The sequence below is a fragment of the Streptomyces sp. NPDC018029 genome, assembly GCF_044327655.1.
GTDB lineage: Bacteria > Actinomycetota > Actinomycetes > Streptomycetales > Streptomycetaceae > Streptomyces.
In genome coordinates this window covers 638,323-658,008 of the sequence record NZ_JBIRFV010000001.1, presented here as the reverse complement: position 1 = coordinate 658,008, position 19,686 = coordinate 638,323, and the positions used below count along the sequence as shown (strand labels likewise).

Sequence of the window (19,686 nt, the reverse complement as noted above, 5' to 3'; positions counted from 1 at the left end):
CCTCAGCTCTTCAGCTCTTCGACTGGAGGGTGTCGGCGTCGATCTGCTCGTCGAGCTTCTTCAGCCCCTTGCGCAGGTCGCCCACGCGGCCGGCCTCCACGGAGTACGAGAAGTCCCCCAGGGAGACGACGTACGCGCCGCCGTTGACGGAGGGCGGCAGGGCCTTGCTGTGCTTGTTCGCCAGGATGTCGAAGAAGGCCCGGAAGGTCGGATCGGCGTCCAGGTCGGGCGATTTGAGCGCCGCGAACGTGGAGGGGACGTTGTGGATGGCGTTCGCGAAGCTCACGACCTGCTTGGTGTCGGCGGTCAGGAACCGCACCAGCTCCCAGGCGGCGTTCTGGTGCTTGCTGCTGTGCGCGATGCCGGCGACGGTGCCGGTGATGAAGCCCCGCCCGTAGGTGTCGGCCTGGTCGTCGGGGACGGGCAGCGGCGCCACGCCCCAGTCGAACTCGGCCTTCGCCTCCTTCAGCATCAGGCCACGCCACTCGCCGTCCAGGAGCATGGCCACCTTGCCGGTCAGGAAGGCGTTCTGGCTGGACATCTCGTCGCCGAACGTGAGCCGGAACTTCTCCAGGTCCTGGAATCCGCCCTGTACGGCCGCGATTTGGCGCATGGTTTTGAAGAAGTCGTACGACGCGGGCTCGTCGGCGAGCCGTGAGGTGCCGTCCGCGTCGAAGTACTTCGGCCCCCACTGCGCGAAGAGCCGATCGGGACTGTTCTGATAAAAGCGGAAACTGGGCATGTACCCAACCCGCTCGTACGAGCCCTTGCCGCCGCCCCCGCCGCTCTTGCCGCCGCGCACGGTCAGCTTCTCGGCGACCTTCTTGAACTCGGACATGGTGCGGGGCGGCCGCTTGATCCCGGCTTCGGCGTAGGCGTCCTTGTTGTAGTACATCCCGAAGGCGTCCGCGAGGAGCGGCAGGGCGCACTGGTTGCCGCGGTAACTGGTGTAGTCGAGCAGCGTCTTGGGGAACGTCTTGTGCTTGTCGAGCCCGGTCTTCTTCATGAACGGGTCGAGGTTCACCCACATCCCGGAGTCGCAGTACTGGCCCACGTTGTTGGTGGTGAACGAGGAGACCACGTCCGGGGCCTTGTCGCCGCCTGCGCGCAGGGCCTGGTTGATGGTCTCGTCGGAGATGTTCCCGGTGGCCTTGACCTCGATGTTCGGGTGCAGCTTCTCGAACCGGTCGATGCTGTCGTTGATGGCCTTGACCTCGCCGGGCGTGGCCCAGCCGTGCCAGAACTTCAGGGTGACCGGCTTGGTCGGGTCGTCGTTCGCGCTGCCGACGCTCGGGTTGGCGCAGCCGGAGAGCAACAGGCCGGCTGCGGCGAGCGCCGCGGACGCGCAGGTGGGCATGCGCCATCGCGGCATGGCGGACTTCCTTTGCGGGGAGGGGAGTTGGGGGACTTCGGTGCTTGCCGGGGGCCTCAGGCCGTGTCGAACACCTGGTCCCGGGCCTGGGTGAGGGCCGAGCGCAGGGCGCCGGTGAGGATCGGGTCGCCGTCGAGTTCGCTGATGCGGATCTGCGGGCGGGGCAGCGCGAGCCCGGTCAGCTCCTCCTCGACCCTGGCGCGCAGCTTGTCGCCGCCCGCCTGGGAGACGGAGCCGGAGAGCACGACGAGTTCGGGGTCCACGACGGCGACGACGGCGGCGATGCCGGTGGCGATGCGCCGGGCGACCTCGGCGAGTGCGGCGTCGTCGGCCATGACGTCCGCCAGTGTCGCGTCACGGCCGCCGAGTTCACGCACGACGTACGCGGAGACAAGACTCTCGAACCCCCCGTCACCACCGCCGTCACCCTTTGCCCCCCTGCGTACCAGCGGGGCGCCCGGCAGCGGCATGTAGCCGATCTCGCCCGCGCCGCCGGTCGCGCCGCGCAGCAGGGTGCCGCCGAGCACGATGGCGGCGCCGACGCCCTCGTCGAGCCAGGTCAGCACGTAGTTGTCGTAGTCCTGGGCGGCGCCCTCGTACTGCTCGGCGACGGCGGCCAGATTCACGTCGTTCTCGATGTCGACGGGCGTGCCGAGGACGGCGGCGAGATCGTCGCGCAGCGTCCGCGAGTGCCAGCCCGGCAGGTGCGGGGCGTAGCGCAGCTGGCCGGTCTGCGGGTCGATGGCGCCCGGGGTGCCGATGACGGCGGCCCGCAGGTCCTCGTGGCCGAGCCCCGCCTGGCGCAGGGCACCGTCGACGGCCTCCGCGACCAGCTGGGCGGTGCGGTGGCGCACGTCCTCGGCGACGGCGTCGGCCTCGACGCGCGCCTGGCCGAGCACGGTGCCGGTGATGTCGGCGACGAGGGCGGTGATGCCGTTCGGATCGGCGGAGAGCGCGGCGACGTGGCCGGCGCGCGGGTCGATCTCGTACAGCAGGGCGTTGGGTCCGGGGCGCCCGCTGAGGCTGCCGGTGGTGTGCACGAGGCCGGCGGCTTCGAGCCGCCCGAGAAGCTGCGAGGTGGTGGGCTTCGAGAGCCCGGTCAGCTCACCGATGCGGGTGCGGGTGAGGGGGCCGTGCGCGACGAGGAGGTCGAGCACGGCACGGTCGTTCATGGCGCGCAGGACGCGGGGGGTCCCGGGGGTGCCCGGGGTACCCGGTGAGCCCGGGGTGCTGCCTGCTGCCATGACGCCCACCTGCCTGCCTGTCGGCCGCTAACTGTTAGGAAACTTTCCAATTGGTGAGGACCGTACGGCTGGCGTGAATGGGGCGTCAATAGAGGGCGCGGCCAGGGCAACCAAGTCGTTACCTGGGGCCCGCCTTCGGCGTACGGTGCCTTCGGTGGGCCGGTGACGTTGACGGTCACCGGGGCCGCCCGGACTTTCCGGAGTGTGGCGGTTCCGGGCCGGCAGTAAAGGGCGCTCCCTGCGGTCGCGTCGGCTACGCCGATTCCGCTCCGCTCCACCCTTGACTCCCGCCCCTCCACCGCACGTTGACTTCGACCCGGACGGCCAGGGGTGGGGCCGACGGGGACTGTGGGTGGGGTCATCCCCTTTCGCCGCCGGGTGCGGACCGGCCCAACGTGCGCCGACGTCACCGTCGGGCCTCGGCCCCCGGCTTCGCCGCTCGGGTCATCGGCTTTCGCGGCCGGGTGCGGACCGGCCCATCGTGAGCGCGGGCCACGCTCGGGGCTCGGCCGCCCGCGCGGCCCGGCTGACCGGGCCATCACCCTTCATCGCCGGGTGCGGGCCGGTCCATCGTGCCCGGTCGGGCACCTACTTTGGAAAAGTTGCGAATGGGGAGGCCGCGCGCCCCCCTGTCACACCCTGCGCGCCGTCACGCAGGGCCGTTCATCGCGGGATTGTGGCGCGGTGGGCTCGGATGCTGGGGGCGCATGGGCTGTTCACGCGGGGGCGTGCGGTGAACGCATTCGCAACTTTCCCAAAGTGGGTCCCCGAGGGGAGCCTCTCCCGCCCGGGCGGGGCGGCGTATTGGTCGTGAAGAGGGGGCGCGCGATCTCCCCATTCGCAACTTCGTGAAAGTTGGTCCCCGAGGGGCGGGTTCTCCCTCCCGGCCGGGGCGGCGTATTGGTCGTGAAGAGGGGGCGCGGGGCTCCTCCATTCACAACTTCGTGAAAGTTGATCCCCGACAGGCGGCCTTTCCCTCCCGGTCGGGGCGGCGCATTAGTTGTGAAGGGGGGCGCGCGGCCTCTCCATTCACAACTTTTCCGAAGTAGGTGCCCGGGAGGGGCGGGGCCCGGGCCTGCCCAGTGCCATGGACCTTGGCGGTCGCCCGCGATGGGCCGGTCCGCACCCGGCCGCGCGAGCCGATGACCCGAGCAGCGAGGCCGCGAGGCCAGGCCTGACCGAGCTGTGACCGTGACGAGCACGCACGATGGGCCGGTCCGCACTCGGCGATGAAGGGTGATGACCCGGCCAGCCTGGCCGCACGGGCGGCCGAGCCCGGACCGTGGCCCGCGCTCACGATGGGCCGGTCCGCACCCGGCAGCGAGAGCCGATGGCCCGAGCGGCGAAGCCGGGAGCCGGGGGCCGAGCTCCGACCGTGGCCCCCGCCCACGATGGACCGGTCCGCACCCGGCAGTGAAAGGGGATGACCCATCCCAGGGATACCCGTCGGCCCCACCCCTGGCCGTCCGGGTCAAAGTCAACGTGCGGTGGAGGGGCGGGAGTCAAGGGTGGAGCGAAGCGGAATCGGCGTAGCCGACGCGACCGTAGGGAGCGCCCTTTACTGCCGGCCCGGAGGCGCCACACTCCGGAAAGTCCGGGCGGCCCCGGTAAGCATCGAAGGCACCGGCCCACCAAAGCCGCGCCGCGCTACTTCGACAGATTCGGCGGAGCCGGTGGTATCGGGGAAGCCGCCAGGGACTGAGGAGACGTGGCCGAGGCGTAGGCGGACGGGGCCGCCATGGAGGCGGAGGGGTCCGAGGGGTCCTCCTGGACCGTCAGCGGCAGGCCGCCCACGATGCGGATCCCCGCCTCGTCGAACGCCCGCTTGATGCGCCAGCGCAGCTCACGCTCGACACCCAAGGACTGCCCGGGCATCGTCTTCGCCGAGACGCGAATCACCATCGAGTCGAGAAGGACGCTGTCCAGGCCGAGGATCTCCACGGGCCCCCACAGCTTCTCGTTCCACGGCTCGTCCTTGGCCATGGCCTCGCCGACCTCCGCCAGCGTCGCCTTCACCTTGTCCAGGTCCTCGTCCGGGCGGACGGTGACGTCGACGCCCGCCGTGGACCAGCCCTGGGAGAGGTTGCCGATGCGCTTGACCTCGCCGTTGCGGACGTACCAGATCTCGCCGTTGTCGCCGCGCAGCTTCGTGACGCGCAGGCCGACCTCTATGACCTCGCCGGAGGCCACGCCCGCGTCGATCGAGTCGCCCACGCCGTACTGGTCCTCGAGGATCATGAAGACGCCGGAGAGGAAGTCCGTCACGAGGTTGCGCGCACCGAAGCCGATCGCGACGCCCGCCACACCCGCGGAGGCCAGCAGCGGGGCCAGATTGATCTCGAAGGCGCTCAGGACCATCAGCCCGGCCGTGCCGAGGATCAGGAACGAGGCGACCGAGCGCAGGACCGAGCCGATCGCCTGCGAGCGCTGGCGGCGGCGCTCCACGTTCACCAGGAGGCCGCCGAGCGCCGTGCCGTCCACGGCCTGCGCCGTGCGGTTCATGCGGTCTATCAGCTTGGTGATGGCGCGGCGCACCAGGACGCGCAGGACGACGGCGATCGTGACGATCAGCACGATGCGCAGGCCGATACCGAGCCACGTGGACCAGTTCTGCTCGACCCAGCTGGCCGCGTTCGTGGCGCTCTCCTGGGCGTCCTCGAGCGTGGGCGGCTTGGTCTGTGGCGTGTCGTCCGGGTCCGTTCCGGCTGCCGACAGGACGGACAAGAACACGGCAGGTACCTCCAGGTATCGCGGCCTGCCCGGCGAACGAAGAACCGCCATCGAAGCGGAACCGGCGGAGTGGGGGGAGCCGGGCAGATTCACCACACTAACGGGGCATCGTGTGTGGATCGTTGTCATGTTCGAGGGAGAGACGGTGCTCACTCGGGAAGAACCAAGGAGGAGAAGAGAGAGGCGGCCGTCGCGGCCGCTGTGGTCGAAAACACTTCAAGGCCGTTACGAGTACATGCTGGCGCTACGACCAGGCATGAGGGGAGACTGGCTTGCAGATCGTCCCGGCGCGAGCCACGCGCCGCCGGCGTACAAGGAGGCATCCGTGCCGCATGTCCTGGTCCTCAACGCGTCGTACGAGCCCCTCGGCGTCGTACCGCTCCGCCGCGCGCTCGTCCTCGTCCTGGAGAACAAGGCTCTCTGCCTCGAGGAATCCGGCGCCTTCATGCACAGCGCGACGCGCACCGTCCCCGCACCCAGCGTGGTCCGCCTCAAGCGGTTCGTGCGGGTCCCTTACAGGGGGCCCGTTCCGCTGACCAGACGGGCGCTCTTCGCCCGCGACGGCGGCCGGTGCATGTACTGCGGTGGCGTCGCAACCAGCGTCGACCACGTCATTCCCAAGAGCCGAGGCGGCCAGCACGCCTGGGACAACGTGGTGGCTTCCTGCCGCCGCTGCAACCACGTCAAGGCCGACCGGCATCTCATGGAGCTCGGCTGGCGGCTGCGGCACAAACCCGCGCCGCCGTCGGGTCTCGCGTGGCGCATCATCGGGACCGGACATAGGGATCCGCGCTGGCTGCCGTACTTGCAGCCGTTCGGCGCGGACGACGCGATGGCTCGGATCGACGGCATTTCCGCCTAGCAGTCGATCCGGGCCTTTGTTGTACGTGTGTGCGAACGCACTCGGGCCGTACGCGGTCGCCGCTAATCCTCGGCGACCGCGTACGCCTCCACGGACCAGAGCGAGTAGCCGAAGCGCGTGGCCCGCTCGTCGCCCTGCACGCGGATGTAGCGGGTGTCACGCGCGTCCATGCGGACCGCCTCACGGCCGCCCCTGCCGTCCCGGACGGTCGCCGCCGTGCGCCAGGTCCGGCCGTCGGCGGACGTCTGCACGCGGTATCCCTTCGCGTACGCGTCCTGCCAGCGCAGCACCACCTGGCCGAGCCTGACCGGCTCCGCGAGCTCCACCTGCCACCACGCGCCGTCCTCGGCCGGTGACGACCAGCGGGTCTCCGGGTCCCCGTCGACGGCGCCCGACGCGGGGAAGTCCTTCGTCTCGTCACCCGACGACGACGCCTTCGCGCCGCGTGCCAGGTCGGGCCCCGCGGTGCGGGGGAAGGCGCGGACCGAGACCGTGCGGGTCTCGCCGCCGAAGGCGAGCGGAATCTCGTACGTCCCCGCGCGCGTGCCCGCCGGCACGGTGATGTCGACCGGCACGGCGACCTCTGTGCCGCGGGGCAGCGTGGACCTGTCGGGGACCCGTACCTCGATGCCCTCGGGGGCCTTCGCCCGGAGCCGTCCGCCGACGTCACCGGGGCGCAGCGGGAGCAGCTTCGCGGAGATCCGCAGCGGGCCGCCGCCGATCTCCGCGTCGGCCTCGGTGCGGGACAGCGACAGGCGGGCGGCGGGGGTGTCGGCGAACCAGGGGACGAGGTGGCGGACGGTGCCGTCGGCGGCCGCGGCCCGGACCGCGTCGGCGCGCACCGGCTCTCCCTTCGTGAGGTCGAGCTCGGTGAAGCCCTTCTCCGAGAGGGCCCCGATCCGCTGCCAGCCCTTCCCCGGAACGTGCGCCTCGACGGTGCCCCGCGTGCCGGGGTCGGTCAGCGCCGTCACCGCGGCGAGCGCCCGGTCGCGGCCGAACCGCGCCGTCGCGCCGTCCGAGGCCCGCTTCCTGTCGGTCCCCGCCCACGCCGCGTACGCCTTCTGCACGCGCGCGAGGAACGGGTCGAGGACGCCCTTGCCAACGGTGACGCCGCTGCGCCCGAGCTCCTTCCTGAGCTTCGCCAGGGTGCGCGCACCGTGCCAGGCCGCCGCGCCGTCGCCGGCGGACTGGGCGGTCAGGAGGTCGACCGCGGTCTCGCCGGCCTCGCCGTAGCGCGCAAGCTGTTCGATCCAGGGGCGCACCTCGTCGTCGAGCGCGCTGTCGGCGAGGCGCTCGGGCGCCTCCCGCATCACGGTGAAGGCGGCGCGCAGGCGCTCGGCGGCACGCGCGTTCCGCGCCCGGTCCTTCGTCGTGCGGGCGCGCCACAGCTCGCTCATGAGCGGCCGCAGGTACGCCGATTCGTCGGCGCCGAGCACGGAAGAGGCGTCGTTGCCCGCGAGGGCCCGCAGCGCGCCCCGCGCCTTCGGGTCGCCGCCCGCGAGGTCGTCGATGGCGGCGAGCCAGGACTCGTGGGGGCGGTAGGCGCGCGGGTTCCAGGCGTAGTCGGCGGCCGTGAAGAGGGGGATGCGGGAGGCGGCCGGCTGCTCCATGGCGTTGCCGAGGAGGGCGGCCGAGCCGGTGGCGACGGCGGGTTGGCGGCCGGTGTAGGGGCCGAGGAAGATGCGGTCCTGCGCGAAGTCGTTGACGGGGTAGTTGTCCATCGTGACCAGCGGGTGCGCGCCGAACGCCTCGCGGGCGCCCGCCAGTTCGCGCCCGGTGATGGTCCGCGGGACCACGCCGACGCCGGTCCAGGCCACCTCGACGCGGTGGTCCAGCGCGCGGGACAGGGCCGCGCGGTACTCGGTCGTCCCCTTCTGGAAGTACTCGGTCGGCATCAGGGAGAGCGGGTGCGCGCCCGGGTGGCGGACGCGCAGGTGCGCGGCGACCGCGTTCGCGACCCGGGCCTGCGCCTTCGCGGCGGCTTCCGGCCCCGACCCGAAGGTCTCGGCGTCCTGCTCGCAGTGCCACTCGCTGTAGCTGACGTTCTGGAACTGGAGCTGGAAGGCGCGCACGCCGAGCGCCCACATGGCGTCGATCTTGCGGGTGAGGTCCTTGACGTCCCGCTCGGACGACAGGCACATGGCCTGGCCGGGGGAGACGGCCCAGGCGAGCGTGACGTGGTTGGCCCTGGCGCGCTGCGCGAGGGCGCGGAAGTCGGCCCGCTGGTCCGCCGGGTAGGGCTCGCGCCAGCGGGCCTGGCGGTAGAGGTCGTCGCCGGGGGCGTAGAGGTACCGGTTCTGCTTGGTGCGCCCCATGAAGTCGAGCTGGGCGAGCCGCTGCTCGCGCGTCCAGGGGGTGCCGTAGAACCCCTCGGCCATGCCGCGCACGGCGGTGCCCGGCCAGTCCCGGATCTGGACGCCGGGGACGAGGCGGGTGCCCTGCGCGCCGCCGACGATCTGCCGCAGGGTCTGTACGCCGTGGAAGAGGCCGTCCGCACCGGCTCCCGCGAGGGCGACGGTGTCGCGTCCGGCGACGCGGCCGACGGCCAGCCGGTAGCCGCCCGCCGGCAGGTCGCCGTGCTCGCGGGCGCCGAGGGAGCGCAGCGCCCGGTCGGCGCCGGTCCCGCCGGCGCGCACGACGAGGGTGCCGCCCGCGGGCAGCGGGTCGCCGTCCCGCACCTCGGTGATCCGGCGGGCGCCCGCGTCGCGCAGGACGGCGCGGAGGGCTTCCAGGGCGTACGGGTCGGCATCGGCGCCGTCCGGCTTCCCCTGGGATGTCCTGCCGTCGGCCGTGACGAGCACGACGTCGTCGCCGACGGTGACGGCGCTTCCCGCCGCGCTCATCGACTGGGGGCGCGGCCAGACGGACGGCAGGTCGGAGACGGCGGCCCCGCGGCCGTCCTTGCCGCCGCCGTCGGGGGACGTGGCGGGAACACCGGGCCGGCCGGGCGCTCCCGGGGCCGCGAGGGCGCCGTGCGCGCCGCCGAGCGTGCCCGCGATCACGGCGACCGCGATGGCGGCCGCGCCCTTCCTGCGCCGCAACTGCACGGCCCTCGCCCCTGTTCTCGTCCCTCGGGGTCCTTGCGGTCCCTTGCGTCACATGTGGCAGTGAGCCCACCACTGAGGCGGCTGAGGTGTCAACGGGAGGCGGTACCGGCCGGGGGATTCTTCGCGGAACCTGCCCGAATTTCCGGAACGGGGGGCTAGGGGGTGACGACGGTGGACATCTTCCCGGCGGCGGACGGGGCGGAGCCCGTTCTTCCGGGGCGGGACGGGCTGCGGAAGACAACTTCCGTACGGGGAAGTGGATGTGACCAGGGTCACGTTGTGGCAACGTATACGTCTGCGCGTCCGCGCACTGGGTAGGGCTGCCGAGACCTGCCCCCTGAAAAGGAGCTCCCACGTGGCCGCTTCCGCCAACCTTCTGCTCTCCGCGCTCTCCAAACAGGTCTCCCACCCCGACTCGGGCCTCGACGGCTCGTTCTCCTGCGGCTGCGGCGAGCCGCCCCTCACCAGTGAGCCCCCGCTCGCCGACGCCGCGCCGCTGACCAGCGAGCCGCCCCTCGCCGACGCCGCGCCGCTGACCAGCGAGCCCACCTCCACCGGTATGGCCTCGGGCCTGGACACCATGGCGGTCTGATGCCTCTTGCGCGGCTGGCCGCTTCGTACGGCGTGGCCACCTCCTACTCTCCGTCCCCGGGGCACACCGTCCCGGCCTCCGACACCGCGGTGATCGCCGCCCTGGCCGCCCTGGATGTGGACGCGAGCACTCCGGAAGCCGCCGGGGCCGCGCTGGCCGCACGCGAGACGGAACTGTCCGCACGCCTGCTCCCGCCGACCGTGGTGCTCTGGACGGACGCCCCCCTGCCCCCGTCCCTCGCGGAACTCCCCGCGGGGTCACGGGTGCGGGTGGACCTGGAGGAGGGCGGAACGGCCGAGTGGACCGTGCCGGACGGCCCAGGCGCACCGGACGGTGCCGCGCGGCTCCCCGAGCCCCTGCCGCCCGGGGTCCACCGGCTCCGCGTGCGGTGCCCCGGCCGCAGTGACGCCGAGGCCCACCTCATCGCCGCGCCCCGCCGGATCAGGACCCCGGAGCGGCGCGCGCACGGGCTGCTGGTCCAGCTCTACTCCCTGCTGTCCCGGCACTCCTGGGGCATGGGGGACCTGAGCGACCTCGCCGATCTCGCCGCGTGGTCCGGCCGCGTCCTGGGCGCGGGCTTCGTCCAGGTCAACCCGCTGCACGCGGCCGTGCCCGCCGCCCCGGAGGGGCATGGGAGCGATCCCTCCCCGTACCGGCCCTCCTCGCGCCGCTTTCCCGACCCCGTGCACCTGCGCGTCGAGGCGGTCCCGGAGTTCGCGTATCTGCGGGGCGCGGCGCGCGAGCGGGCCGAAGAGCTGTGCCGGCGGGCGGCACGGCTGCGCGAAGGGGTCCTGGAACAGGGCGAGTTGATCGACCGTGACGCGGTGTGGGCCCTCAAGCGCGAGGCGCTCGAACTGCTCCACGACGTCCCCCTCGGCCCCGGCCGCCGCGCCGAGTACAACGCCTTCCTCGCCGAACAGGGCCCCGCCCTGGAGGACCACGCCACCTGGTCGGCCCTCGCCGAGATCCACGGCCCCGACTGGCACTCCTGGCCCGCCGCGCTGCGCGACCCGGACTCGCCCGGCACGGCCCGCGCCCGCCGCGAGGCGATGGACCGCGTCGACTTCCACTGCCGCCTCGCCTGGCTCACCGACACCCAGCTGGCCGCCGCCCAGCGCGCCGCCCGCGAGGCGGGCATGGACATCGGCCTGGTGCACGACCTCGCGGTCGGCGTGCATCCGGGCGGCGCCGACGCCTGGGCGCAGCAGCGGCACTTCGCCCCGCGCATGTCGGTCGGCGCCCCGCCGGACGCCTTCAACGCGCGCGGCCAGGACTGGGGCCTGCCGCCCTGGCGCCCGGACCGCCTCGCCGAGTCCGGCTACGCCCCCTACCGCGCTCTCCTGCGCGGCCTGCTCCGGAACGCGGGCGCGCTCCGCATCGACCACGTCATGGGCCTGTTCCGGCTCTGGTGGGTCCCGGAGGGCCGCGAGCCCACCGAGGGGACGTACGTGCGGTACGACGCCGAGGCGATGCTCGCCGTCCTCGCCCTGGAGGCGCACCGCGCGGACGCCCTCGTCATCGGCGAGGACCTCGGGACGGTCGAGCCGGGCGTCCGCGAGACCCTGCGCGAGCACGGCGTGCTCGGCACCTCGGTGCTCTGGTTCGAGCGGGACTGGCAGGGCACGGGCCGCCCGCTGCCCGCCGACGCCTGGCGCGCCGACTGCGTGGCCACCGCCACCACGCACGACCTGCCCCCGACCGCCGCCCGCCTCACCGGCGAACACGTCCGGCTCCGCCACGACCTGGGCCTGCTGACCAGGCCGCTGGCGCAGGAGCGGGCCGAGGCCGCCGCGGACGTGCGCGAATGGCTCGGGCTGCTCTGCCGGCTCGGCATGCTGCCCGGCGGCATCGGCTGCGAGGAGGACGAGATCCGCGCCGTGCACCGCTTCCTGCTGGCCACCCCGGCCCGCATGATCGGCGTCTGGCTCCCGGACGCGGTCGGCGACCGCAGGCCGCAGAACCTGCCCGGCACCTGGGACCAGTACCCCAACTGGCGCCTGCCCGTGGCCGACGCCGGCGGACACCCCGTCACCCTGGAGGAACTCGCCGCGTCGCCGCGGCTGCACGCCCTCATGGCGGTGTTCCGCGACGGTTCGGCGGAGGGCCGGGGCGCCCGTACGGCACCCCCGGGCGCGCACCCCGTTTAGGAGTTCGCTACGTTGGCACCGTGGACAAGAAGAACGCACTGCGCGCCGGCGCCCTGGCCTCCGGCACGACGCTGATGATGCTGCTCATGTCGTCCCCCGCCCTCGCGGCCGTGCGTGACGACGGTGACGACCCGGGCCCCGGCCTGAGCGTCATCGACACGCTCGGCCTGTATGTCGCCGCGCCCATCGTGCTGTTCCTGGTGATCGCGGGCCTCGTGATGGTCGGCGACAAGTCCCGCAAGCAGCAGAAGCAGGGCTGACCCGCAGCTTCCGGGCTTTCCGCGCCGAGGGCGCCTTCCGACGACGTACCCGGTACGTCGCCGGAAGGCGCCCTCGGCGTGCTCACGGGCGTTCGGCCGTCAGATAGCGCTGGAGCGTCGGCGCCAGCCAGTCCGTGATCTCCTCCCGCGTCAGCGCCGCCGACGGCGGGAACCGCAGGACGTACCGCGTCAGGGCGAGACCCAGCACCTGCGCGGCACAGAGCGCCGCCCGCGTCGGCGCCTCGGCCGGGTCGGGGCAGACCTCGCGCGCGACCGGCAGCAGCTGTGCCGCGAAGATCTCCCGCATGCGCTCCGCCCCCGCCTCATTGGTGATGCCCACCCGGAGCAGCGCGGTGAGCACCTCGTCGCCCTCCCACACATCGAGGAAGTGCGTCACCAGGACCCGCCCCACGTCCGCCCCCGGCACCTCGGCGAAGTCCGGCAGCCGCAGGTCGACCGAGGTGGCGGCGGCGAAGAGCCCCTCCTTGTTGCCGTAGTAGCGCATCACCATCGAGGGGTCGATGCGGGCGTCCTTGGCGATGGCGCGGATCGTCGCACGCTCGTACCCGTCCGCGGCGAAGCGCTCGCGGGCCGCGGCGAGGATGCCGGCCCGGGTCGCGTCGGAGCGGCGGGCAGGGGTCGTTTCCGTCATGCCAACAAACGTAGGCCAACAGCCGTTGACAGTCCATGGGTGCGGTCGTACGTTGGCCAACAAGCGTTGACCCACAAGTGTTGACCAACGAGCGTTGACCCGCACGTGTTGGCATCAGGAGGCGGCCATGAACGGCACGACCGGCGACACGAAGAAGAACGCGAATCCCACCGAAGGCACCGGCACCGGCGGCGGCGCCGTCGTGGTGGTCGGCGCCGGCCCCACCGGGCTGCTGCTCGCCGGGGACCTCGCCGCCGCGGGCGTCCCCGTCTCCCTCGTGGAGAAGCGGGCGCCCGGCATCAGCAACCTCTCCCGCGCGATGGTCCTGCACGCCCGCACCCTGGAGCAGCTGGACGCGCGGGGCCTCGCCGACGAGCTGGAGGCCGCGGGGGAACCGCTCGACAGGCTCCGCCTCTTCGGCCGCCTCTCGCTGGACTTCTCGCGGCTGCCGTCCCGCTTCCGGCATCTCCTCGTCCTCCCGCAGTATGAGGTCGAGCGCGTCCTGGAGCGGCGCGCGGCCGACGCCGGGGTGCGCTTCGCGTACGAGACCGAGGTGACCGGACTCGTCCAGGACGCGGAGGGTGTGACGCTCCGGGTCCGCGGCCCCGGCGGCGAGCCGGGCACGCTGCGCGCCGCCTACGCCGTCGGCACCGACGGCCTGCGCAGCGCCGTGCGCGAGGCGGTCGGACTGCCCTTCCCCGGCAGGTCCGTCATCCGCTCGCTCGTCCTCGCCGACGTCAAACTCGCCGAGAAGCCGCAGACACTGCTCACCGCCGACGCCGCGGGCGACGTCTTCGCCTTCATCGCGCCCTTCGCCGACGGCTACTACCGCGTCATCGGCTGGAACCGCTCGCGCGATGTCCCCGACAGCGAGCCCCTCGACCTCGACGAGGTCAAGGGCATCGTCCGGCAGGCGCTCGGCCGCGACTTCGGGATGCACGACGCCCGCTGGATGTCCCGCTTCCACAGCGACGAACGGCAGGCGCCCGCCTACCGGGTGGGGCGCGTCTTCCTCGCCGGGGACGCCGCGCACGTCCACTCACCGGCCGGCGGCCAGGGCATGAACACCGGACTCCAGGACGCCGCGAACCTGAGCTGGAAACTGGCCGCCGCGGTCCACGGCCGCGCCCCGCACGGCCTCCTGGACACCTACGAATCCGAGCGGTACCCGGTCGGCAGGGCGGCGCTCCGCAGCAGTGGCGGGATCGTCAGGCTCGCGATGGCCAAGCATCCGTGGACGCGCGCGGCCCGCACCGCCCTCACCGCCTTCGTCGACCGTGTGCCCGCGGTGCGTGCCAAGGCGACGGGCCGGGTCACGGGCGTCGGGATCGCGTACCGGTCCCCGAAGGGCGCCCACCGGCTCGTCGGACGGCGGGTACCCGACGTCGCACTCAAGGAGGGTCGACTCTACGAGGCCCTGCGCGCGGGCGAGTTCGTCCTCATCACACCGGAGGGCGAGAAGGAGTGCGGGACGGGGCGTGCCGTGCCCGCCCACTGGTCGAGCGGCCGCCGCACGACGGTCCTGGTCCGCCCCGACGGATACGTGGCGTGGGCGGCGGACGACGCGGGGGTGGGGGAGGTGGCGGCGGCGCTGGAGGAGTGGGGCGCGGCGTAGCCCCGGCAGCCCTCCATCGAACCCTTCAGTTCCCCTTCAAAGAATCAGCGAAAAGATTCGATGGACCTGATGGGTGCGGGGGTGTCACGGTGGTCCCGCACCGCACCGAGACACCCCATACGCCCCGCCACCGCGGGGAGAGAGGCAAGGGATACCCCGTGGCAGTCCTGGACCGGACCCCCGCTCACACCGCGTCGGCCGCCGCGAAGGCGGCCGCGCGCCCCATCGGCGTCGGCCTCGCCCTCGCGGCCCTCGCCACGGTCGTCTGGTCGGGCAGCTTCGTCACCTCCCGGGCCCTGCACGACAGCGTGCCGCCCGTCCAGCACGCGTTCTGGCGCTGGATCATCGCCATCGCGGCGGTCGCGCCGTTCGCGGCGCGCCGGACCTGGCGGCAGCGGAAAGTGCTCCGTGAGCACTTCAAATTCCTGCTCGTCGCCTCGCTGTTGGGCGTCACCGTCTACAACACCCTCGTGAACCAGGCGGGCATGACGACCACCGCGGGCAACATGGGCATGATCATGGCGGCGTCGCCCGTCCTGATGGCCGGCTACGAACGGCTCGGCGGCACCCGGCTCGGCGTGCGCCGCGTCACCGGCATGCTCGTCGCCTGCGCCGGTGTCCTGCTCCTGGTCAGCAAGGGCTCGCTCGCCATGGACTTCGCGGTCGGCGACCTCTGGATCATCGCGGCCGCGCTCTCCTTCGGCTCGTACAGCGCGCTGCTCAAGCGCAAGCCGGCCGAGATCGACGGGCTCCCCTTCCTCTTCTCGACATTCGTGCTCGGCGCGCTGATGCTGCTCCCGGTGTTCCTGGTCAGCTACGCGGTGCAGGGCGGTTTCCAGCCCACCGTCGGCACGGTCTCCCCGCTCCTCTACGTCGGCGTGGTGTCGTCGGCGGTCGCCTTCTTCGCCTGGAACAAGGCGATCGCGCTCATCGGCGCCGCCCGCGCCGGGGTCGTCTACTACCTCCAGCCGGTCTGCGTCGCCCTGCTCTCCTTCGCGGTCCTCGGCGAGGCGATGGGGTGGCTGCAGGTGCTGTGCATGGGGCTGATCCTGGGCGGGGTCGTGCTCGGCGCGGCCCGCACGAAGTGATGCTCCTGACCAGTCGGTACGTTGGGCTCATGAGCGAGTGGGACATCAAGAAGCTGCAGATCCTGCGCACGTTGAGTGAGCGGGGGACCGTCACGGCGACGGCGCAGACGCTGCGGATGACGCCTTCTGCGGTCTCGCAGCAGCTGTCCAACCTCGCCAAGCAGCTCGGCGTACCGCTCCTGGAAGCGCACGGGCGGCGGGTCCGCCTCACCGACGCCGCGCATCTCGTGCTGCGGCACGCGGAGGCGGTGTTCGCCCAACTGGAGCGGGCGGACGCGGAGTTGACGGCTTACGCGCAGGGGGAGGCGGGGGAGGTGCGGGTCGGCGCGTTCTCGACGGCCGTGCCCGCGCTGGTCGTGCCCGCGGTGCGGGCGCTGCGGGAGGCGGCGCCCGGCATCTCCGTACGGGTACGGGAGACCGAGGCGGCCCAGGCGTACGAACTCCTCGCGGCCGGCGAGGTCGACATCGCCCTGTCCCTGGCCGTCCAGGCGCCCGCGGAGACCGACGCGGACACGCGGTTCACCCGGGAGTCCCTGCTCGCCGACCCGCTGGACGTGGCGCTGCCCGGCGACCACCGGCTGGCGTCGGCGGAGGGGCTGCGCCTCGCCGACCTGGCCGCCGAGCCGTGGATCTTCGGCGGGAGCGGGCCCTGGTCCGAGATCACCCGGGCGGCGTGCGAGGGGGCGGGCTTCACTCCGGAGCAGGCGCACTCGGCGTCCGGGTGGACGGCGATCCTGGCGATGGTGGAGGCGGGGATGGGGGTGGCGCTTGTGCCTCGTATGGCTGCGGCGAGTCGCGCCGGTGTGACCATGCGCGCGCTCTCTGACGATCATCCCACTCGGCATGTTGTTGCTGCGGTGCGGAGGGGGGCGGCTGGGGGTACGGCGGTGTCCCGCGTCCTCGCCACCCTCCGGGCGGCAGTCCCCACGCGATCCTCTGCCCCTCACTGACCCGGCTTGCCTGCGGGTGGTGTGCGGCCCCTCGCGCAGTTCCCCGCGCCCCTGCCCTGGCGTTGCTTCTCACCGTCCCCGGCTGCGGGCCGCATGTGGCCGCTCGCGCAGTTCCCCGCGCCCCTGAGGTGGCTGGCCTCCGTCTTTTCGCCGCCGGTTGTTTGTGGCTGGGCGCGCAGTTCCCCGCGCCCCTGGGGTGGCTGCTGTCGTTTTTTGGCTCGCGGCTGTGTGTGGTTGCTCGCGCCGTTCCCCGCGCCCCTGAGTGGCTGGTCTCGTCTTTTCGCTGCGGCCTTGAGCGGCTCCCCCCGCCCCTTGGCTGCCGGCAGGCAGTCCAGGGGCGCGGGGAACTGCGCGCGCAACCACATGCGACCGGTGGATAGGGGACGGCAGGGGCGCCCCCCTCAGGGGCGCGGGGAACTGCGCGACCGGCCATGTGCGGGCCGCAGGGGGAGGGGCCTGCCCGGCCCCCGGTGGGGGTGGGCAGGCCGGGGGAGGTTAGGCGTCTGCGGCGCGGGCGCGGAGGGCGCGGTCGATTCCGGCGCGGGACTCCGTGATGAGGCGGCGCAACGCGGCCGACGGCTCCGCCGCGGCAAGCCACGCATCCGTCGCATCCAGCGTCTCCTGAGAGACCTGGAGCGACGGATAGAGCCCGACGGCGATCTGCTGGGCCATCTCGTGGGAGCGAGAGTCCCACGCGTCCTTCACCGTGGCGAAGAACTTCTCCGTGTACGGAGCGAGAAGCTCACGCTGGTCGGTCTGGACGAAGCCGCTGATCACCGCCTCCTGGATGGCGTTGGGCAGCGTGTCGGACTCGACGACCGAAGCCCAGGCCGCCGCCTTCGCCTCGGCGGTCGGCAGCGCCGCCCGGGCGGAGGCGGCGTGCCGCTCGCCGGCCGCCGTCCTGTCCCGCTCCAGCTCCGCCTCGATGCCCGCCTCGTCGAGCCGCCCGGTCGCCGCGAGCCGCGCCACGAACGCCCAGCGCAGCTCGGTGTCCACGGCCAGTCCGTCGATCGACTCCGAGCCGTCGAGCAGGCGCTCCAGGAGCGTGAGGTCCGCGTCCGTGCGTGCCGTCGCGGCGAAGGCGCGGGCCCACGCCAGCTGGTGGTCGCTGCCGGGCTCGGCCGCCCGCAGGTGCTCCAGCGTCGCCTCGGTCCAGCGGGCCAGCGCCGCGTCCCGGCGCGCCGGGGCCGCGTACAGGTCGAGGGCCAGCTTCACCTGGCGGTGCAGCGACTGCACGACGCCGATGTCGGACTCCTTGCCGATGCCGGAGAGGACCAGGGAGAGGTACTCGTGCGTCGGGAGCTCCGCGTCGCGCGTCGTGTCCCACGCCGACGCCCAGCACAGCGCCCGCGGCAGCGACGCCTCGAAGTCGCCGATGTGGTCGGTGACGAAGGCGAGGGACTCGCTGTCCAGGCGGACCTTCGCGTAGGAGAGGTCGTCGTCGTTCAGGAGGATGACCGCCGGGCGGGCCTTGCCCACCAGCTCGTCCACCGCGGTCAGTTCGCCGTCGACGTCCAGTTCCACGCGGTCCGTGCGGACCAGCTTGCCGGACGCGTCGTCCAGGTCGTAGAGGCCGATCGCGATGCGGTGCGGACGGAGCGTGGGCTCGCCCTTCGCGCCCTCGGGGAGCGCGGGGGCCTCCTGCTTGACGGCGAAGGAGGTGATGACCCCCGATGTGTCGACGTCGACCACCGGCCGCAGGATGTTGATGCCCGCGGTCTCCAGCCACTTCTTCGACCACGTCTTCAGGTCCCGGCCGCTGGTCTCCTCCAGCGCGCCCAGCAGGTCGGACAGGCGCGTGTTGCCGAACGCGTGCCGCTTGAAGTAGGCCTGCACGCCCCGGAAGAACTCGTCCTCGCCGACGTACGCGACGAGCTGCTTCAGCACGCTCGCCCCCTTCGCGTACGTGATGCCGTCGAAGTTGACCAGGACGTCGTCGAGGTCACGGATGTCCGCCATGATCGGGTGCGTGGACGGCAGCTGGTCCTGGCGGTACGCCCACGTCTTCATGGAGTTGGCGAACGTCGTCCAGGAGTGCGGCCACTTCGAGTCCGGCGCGTACGCCTGGCAGGCGGCCTCGGCGTAGGTGGCGAACGACTCGTTCAGCCACAGGTCGTTCCACCACTCCATGGTGACCAGGTCGCCGAACCACATGTGGGCCAGCTCGTGCAGGATCGTCGCGGCCCGCACCTCGTAGGCCGCGTCGGTCACCTTCGAGCGGAACACGTACTGGTCGCGGATGGTCACCGCACCCGCGTTCTCCATCGCGCCCGCGTTGAACTCCGGGACGAAGAGCTGGTCGTACTTGGCGAAGGGGTACGTGTAGTCGAACTTCTCCTGGAACCAGTCGAAGCCCTGCCGCGTCACCTCGAAGATCGCGTCCGCGTCGAGGAACTCGGCGAGCGAGGGACGGCAGTAGATGCCGAGCGGCACGGACTGGCCGCCGGGACCCTCGTACGACGAGTGGACCGCGTGGTACGGGCCGACGATCAGGGCCGTGACGTACGTGGACATGCGGGGCGTCGGCTCGAAGGACCAGACGTCGTCCTTCGGCTCGGGCGTGGGGGAGTTGGAGATCACGGTCCAGCCGGCCGGCGCCTTCACCGTGAACTGGAAGGTCGCCTTCAGGTCCGGCTGCTCGAAGGACGCGAAGACGCGGCGCGCGTCCGGGACCTCGAACTGCGTGTACAGGTACGCCTGTTGGTCGACCGGGTCGACGAAGCGGTGCAGGCCCTCACCGGTGTTGGTGTAGTCGCAGTCGGCGACGACCTTCAGTTCGTTGCGGCCTTCGTGCAGGTGCCGCAGCGCGATCCGCGAGTCGCGGAACACCGCGGCCACGTCCAGCGCGTGGCCGTTCAGGACGACCTCGTGGACCGCGGGGGCCACCAGGTCGATGAAGGTCTCGGCGCCCGCCTCCGCGGAGTCGAAGCGCACCGTGGTCACGGACCGGTAGGTGCCTCCTTCCTGCGCGCCGGAGAGGTCGAGATCGACCTCGTACGAGTCAACGGTGAGCAGCTTCGCCCGCTGCTGCGCCTCTTCGCGGGTCAGATTGGTGCCGGGCACGCGGTCATCTCCTCGTACGACGTGTCGCGTCTTCGTGGGTGCGACTTGTGGTGTTTCCGGCCAT

13 protein-coding genes and 1 CRISPR repeat array are annotated in these 19,686 nt (G+C 72.6%); of the genes, 7 read left to right on the top strand and 6 right to left on the bottom strand.

All coding sequences use genetic code 11. The annotated features are described in order from the left end of the window. Positions 1–10: 10 nt before the first annotated feature. The 3 genes from ACH4D5_RS02855 to ACH4D5_RS02845 all read right to left on the bottom strand — a co-directional run bounded on the left by ACH4D5_RS02855 (position 11) and on the right by ACH4D5_RS02845 (position 5,397). Positions 11–1,372: an ABC transporter substrate-binding protein gene (locus ACH4D5_RS02855; RefSeq protein ID WP_398297853.1), complete on the bottom strand. Its 1,362-nt coding sequence runs from the start codon at positions 1,370–1,372 to the stop codon at positions 11–13. A gap of 56 nt (positions 1,373–1,428) precedes the next feature. Next, on the bottom strand, positions 1,429–2,616 hold the full coding sequence (locus ACH4D5_RS02850; RefSeq protein ID WP_398297851.1) for an ROK family protein: 1,188 nt from the start codon (positions 2,614–2,616) through the stop codon (positions 1,429–1,431). 1,647 nt (positions 2,617–4,263) lie between these two features. Beyond that, positions 4,264–5,397 (bottom strand): mechanosensitive ion channel family protein, encoded by a 1,134-nt coding sequence (locus tag ACH4D5_RS02845; RefSeq protein WP_398297849.1) that lies wholly within the window; start codon positions 5,395–5,397, stop codon positions 4,264–4,266. 274 nt (positions 5,398–5,671) lie between these two features. Between ACH4D5_RS02845 and ACH4D5_RS02840 the strand changes: the two genes are divergently transcribed. Beyond that, on the top strand, positions 5,672–6,208 hold the full coding sequence (locus ACH4D5_RS02840) for an HNH endonuclease (protein ID WP_150184145.1): 537 nt from the start codon (positions 5,672–5,674) through the stop codon (positions 6,206–6,208). Between the two features lie 62 nt (positions 6,209–6,270). On the opposite strand, the gene ACH4D5_RS02835 is transcribed toward ACH4D5_RS02840, so the two are convergent. Next, entirely contained in the window at positions 6,271–9,255 is a 2,985-nt protein-coding gene (locus tag ACH4D5_RS02835) for a beta-N-acetylglucosaminidase domain-containing protein (protein ID WP_398297847.1), read from the bottom strand. Between the two features lie 355 nt (positions 9,256–9,610). On the opposite strand from ACH4D5_RS02835, the gene ACH4D5_RS02830 reads away from it, so the two are divergent. Genes ACH4D5_RS02830 through ACH4D5_RS02820 form a run of 3 tightly spaced genes read left to right on the top strand, consistent with a single transcriptional unit; the run spans position 9,611 to position 12,254 of the window. Beyond that, positions 9,611–9,847 carry a hypothetical protein gene (locus tag ACH4D5_RS02830; protein ID WP_398297845.1) on the top strand — a complete coding sequence of 79 codons (237 nt, stop codon included), beginning with the start codon at positions 9,611–9,613 and terminating at the stop codon, positions 9,845–9,847. Further along, positions 9,847–11,994, top strand: coding sequence for a 4-alpha-glucanotransferase (gene malQ, locus ACH4D5_RS02825; RefSeq protein ID WP_398297843.1), 2,148 nt, complete (start codon positions 9,847–9,849; stop codon positions 11,992–11,994). The genes ACH4D5_RS02830 and malQ overlap by 1 nt, the downstream gene beginning before the upstream one ends. 20 nt (positions 11,995–12,014) lie before the next feature. Next, positions 12,015–12,254, top strand: a complete 240-nt coding sequence (locus ACH4D5_RS02820) for a hypothetical protein (protein WP_150167792.1) — start codon at positions 12,015–12,017, stop codon at positions 12,252–12,254. 82 nt (positions 12,255–12,336) lie between these two features. Here the strand turns inward: ACH4D5_RS02820 and ACH4D5_RS02815 are convergent, their stop codons facing one another. After that, positions 12,337–12,906: a TetR family transcriptional regulator gene (locus ACH4D5_RS02815; RefSeq protein ID WP_398297841.1), complete on the bottom strand. Its 570-nt coding sequence runs from the start codon at positions 12,904–12,906 to the stop codon at positions 12,337–12,339. 127 nt (positions 12,907–13,033) lie between these two features. Here ACH4D5_RS02815 and ACH4D5_RS02810 point away from each other — a divergent pair, with 127 nt between their 5' ends. From ACH4D5_RS02810 to ACH4D5_RS02800, 3 genes are all read left to right on the top strand, one after another. Beyond that, positions 13,034–14,521 carry an FAD-dependent monooxygenase gene (locus ACH4D5_RS02810; protein ID WP_398297839.1) on the top strand — a complete coding sequence of 496 codons (1,488 nt, stop codon included), beginning with the start codon at positions 13,034–13,036 and terminating at the stop codon, positions 14,519–14,521. A 158-nt stretch (positions 14,522–14,679) separates the two neighbouring features. Beyond that, positions 14,680–15,609, top strand: coding sequence for a DMT family transporter (locus ACH4D5_RS02805; RefSeq protein ID WP_398297837.1), 930 nt, complete (start codon positions 14,680–14,682; stop codon positions 15,607–15,609). A 29-nt stretch (positions 15,610–15,638) separates the two neighbouring features. Continuing rightward, positions 15,639–16,559 carry a LysR family transcriptional regulator gene (locus ACH4D5_RS02800; protein ID WP_398297835.1) on the top strand — a complete coding sequence of 307 codons (921 nt, stop codon included), beginning with the start codon at positions 15,639–15,641 and terminating at the stop codon, positions 16,557–16,559. Positions 16,560–16,581: 22 nt separating this feature from the next. Further along, positions 16,582–16,873: a CRISPR direct-repeat array (repeat unit 22 nt; unit sequence CGCGCAGTTCCCCGCGCCCCTG). Between the two features lie 181 nt (positions 16,874–17,054). Here ACH4D5_RS02800 and pepN read toward each other — a convergent pair. Continuing rightward, positions 17,055–19,622, bottom strand: a complete 2,568-nt coding sequence (gene pepN / locus ACH4D5_RS02795; protein WP_398297833.1) for an aminopeptidase N — start codon at positions 19,620–19,622, stop codon at positions 17,055–17,057. Positions 19,623–19,686 lie beyond the last annotated feature (64 nt).